The following is a 3,166-nucleotide window of genomic DNA, read 5'->3' as shown; positions in this document are numbered from 1 at the left end:
GCCATTGCGAACGGACTTCGTTTTTGGCTTGGATGCCTACTGGCCAATGCACCACCATCCCATTGCGACAGCCACCGTGCGTGCCGGCCACTTGCTTGGTCCAGGTGAAGGGCGTGTCGCCGGCCACCGCCCAGCCCGCCGCGTAATGGTTGAAGGACTTCGGCCCGCCCAGTTCGTCGATTTTCTTGACGATATCGGGGAGGTTTTCCGTGACGCCGTTGAAATAGGTGCTTTCGTTGAACAGCCCGATCATGCCGCCCTCGGCGCTGGCCCCGTTGTCGCCCGCGATGTAGATGAACAAGGTGTTGTCCATCTCGCCCAAGCCTTCGATGGCTTGCGTCAAGCGTCCGACCTCGTGGTCGGTATGCTCGCCGAAGCCCGCGAACACTTCCATTTGGCGGGCGAACAGCTTCTTCTCGTCCGCCGTGAGGCTATCCCAATCCTTGATGTCCTTGGGCTTGGGGGCCAGCGGCGTGTTGGCCGGAACCATCCCCAGCTTCTTCTGCTGTTCGAGGGTTTGGGCGCGGTAGGCGTCCCAGCCCGCGTCGAACCGGCCCTTGTATTTGTCTGCCCATTCCTTGGGAACGTGGTGCGGGGCGTGGGTGGCACCGGGCGCGAAATAGACGAAGAACGGCTTGTCCGGCGTCAAGGTCTGTTGCAGGCGGACCCAGGCGATGGCCTGGTTGGTCATGTCGGTGGTGAAGTGGTAATTCGGGTCGCGGGGCGGCTCGACCTTGGCGGTGCCGTCGAAGAGGTAGGGCGACCACTGGTTGGTTTCCCCGCCGATGAATCCGTAGAACTTGTCGAAGCCCGAATGGGTCGGCCAGCGGTCGAAGGGGCCGGAAACGCTGACTTCCCAGGGCGGCGTCTCGTGGTATTTGCCGAAGGCGGCGGTGCTGTAGCCGTTCTGCCGCAGCATCTCGGCCAGCGGCGCGACGCTGTTGGGCCGGATGCCGGTGTTGCCCGGAAACGCCGTCGCCAGTTCCATGATGGCCCCGGCGTTGTTGGTGTGGTGGTTGCGGCCGGTGAGCAGGGCTGTGCGGGTCGGCGAACACAGCGCCGTGGTGTGGAACTGGTTGTAGCGCAGGCCGTTCTGGGCCAGCCGCTCCAGGGTCGGCATCTGGACCCCGCCACCGAAGGCGCTGGGCTGGCCGAAGCCCATGTCGTCGATCAGCACGACCACCACATTGGGCGCGCCCGCCGGGGCCTTGACCTCGAAGCGCGGCGGGGCTTTGGCGTTGCGGGCGTCGAGTTCCTTGATCGGCGGGTATTTGGGTTCGGGAATCGGCAGGACCGTACGGTTGAGGGTATCGGCTCCCGCCAGGGAAGCTTGCAGGCACAGCATGGCCGACAGTGTGGTTCTCTTCATATTTTCACCTTAAGCAGGGGGGTCTTGGACGCGGGATCACCAATAGCCTGTGAGTCCCACGAAGGGACCGTTCAGGGTGGCGTTGGTTTGGATGGGGCCGCCTTTGTCGATGTTGTAGCGCAACGCCTTGTAGCCCAATTCGATGGAGGTGGGCATGTCCAGGATCGTGGTCCGGTAGCCCACGGTGCCCAACAGGGACCCGGTGAACTGCACGCCGCCCGCGCCGAACCCGCCGAAAGTGCCATCCACCAAGGCGAACCATTCCGGGGAAAAGCCGACCATGAACCGCGCCCCCAGCACCGGGCTGGTGAACGACTTGCTGGCCGAGAAGCTGCGCGGGCCGTTCAGCGGATTGCCGAACGGGGTTTTGAAATCGACGCTGTTGTCCAGCCAGAGCGTGCGCGCCCCGGCATAGGCTTCCAGCCAGTTGCCATTGCCCTGCTTCGCCAGGGCGGCGGGCAATTCCGCCGCCGGGGGGCCTAAGACGCGATAGGCCAGGCCGTAATCCATCACGCCCAATTCGCTGTCGATGCCATTGCTGATGCCGCCGAACTTGGGCTTGAACGCCAAATCCATGTAATTGCCGTCCAGGTAGAAGCCCAGCCGCTCGTAATGGGCCTCGAACCGTCCCATGAATCCCAAGGGGAACCGGCGCGACTTGTTGTTGATGTCGATGAAGCTGGCGTCCACCGACTGGTTGACCGGACCCGCGGTGAAATTGCCCTTCACGCCGGCCATCCAGAGATAGGCGGTGAGGTTGAAGGCCCAAGGTTGGATTCCATCGGATGCCGGGGCGGCGGCGCTTTCGCCGCCGACCGCCGGGTTCAAATCAGTGGTCGCGAGCAGTAGCCCGGCGAGACATCGAGCCAAAGCGGATCGGACGGTGGATGCGGATTTCAAAACCATGATTCAAGTTTCCCTTTTGTAAAGTGAAGGAGATTTTATACCTTGCCTCATTTGAAAAATGAAGTGCATCGTCGGCAAGGGGCCAACTGGCCTTTGTGCCGCCAGGTGCTCAGGGAACGTCCCCGGCGGCCCGCTCTGCAACCCCTGCCAGAACCTGTGATTCAACTGCATGAGGCTTACCGGGAATTGGAATCGTGCGCGTCTCGATCTCTAGAGTTGTTCCCGCCGTGCGGCCCTTACCAATCAAGCCATTCGGAGGTTGTGGGGCCAGCGGCTAGGCCAAAGAAGTAATTTTGCAGGGTGTCCAAGTGGTTTCTAAGACGGTGGCTCGGACAGTGAAAAACTTTCATTCCGCCAATGGCGTGTTCCACGGGGATGCGGATTCTCGCGTGTTTCCGATTATGCTTTGCTCCTCGGTAAGCCCTGGATTGGGGTTGTCCTTGGATTTTTTTGGTCTTTTGAATGGTGGATTTATTTTGGCCTCGGCATACTCTTTGGCGGCCCCTAGAAACCCAAGGTCCAACCAAACCGGAATTTGACCGAACCGGGGAAGCCTGGGGTCGAAAAGCTGCTTCAACAGGGTATAGTCATGGACGCTTCCCGCCACGGCCATACTGAGGAAGAGGATGGTTTTATTGAGGCCGAAATCGCCAAGCTCTTCATCATGTGACGGCCTTTCTTGCCGCTATATTGGGCTTTTTGTTTGATTTTATCCTTGGGGCCCAACGCATGGGCGTTCCGTGCCATCTATACTAGAGTTGTATCCGATGCTAAGCCACTGATGATGAAGAGATTTTATGGTTCCATAGCCCCGCAGAGAGTGAAAAAAAGTAATCCACGAAGTCATCCAGGTGGTTCCTTATCCGGTGCGTCAGGCAGTGAAAGCCTTTC

At 60.2% G+C, this 3,166-nt stretch carries 2 protein-coding genes; both read right to left on the bottom strand.

The features are described from left to right. On the bottom strand, positions 1 to 1,369 hold a 1,369-nt coding region (locus tag ACXWUF_RS21115; protein ID WP_458496522.1), incomplete at its 3' end, for an arylsulfatase. 36 nt (positions 1,370 to 1,405) lie between these two features. Further along, positions 1,406 to 2,275: a hypothetical protein gene (locus ACXWUF_RS21110; protein ID WP_458496521.1), complete on the bottom strand. Its 870-nt coding sequence runs from the start codon at positions 2,273 to 2,275 to the stop codon at positions 1,406 to 1,408. Positions 2,276 to 3,166 lie beyond the last annotated feature (891 nt).

This window comes from Methylomagnum sp. (genome assembly GCF_054333355.1).
Note: the sequence above shows the minus strand (reverse complement) of the source record. Positions and strands in the feature narration are given on the sequence as shown.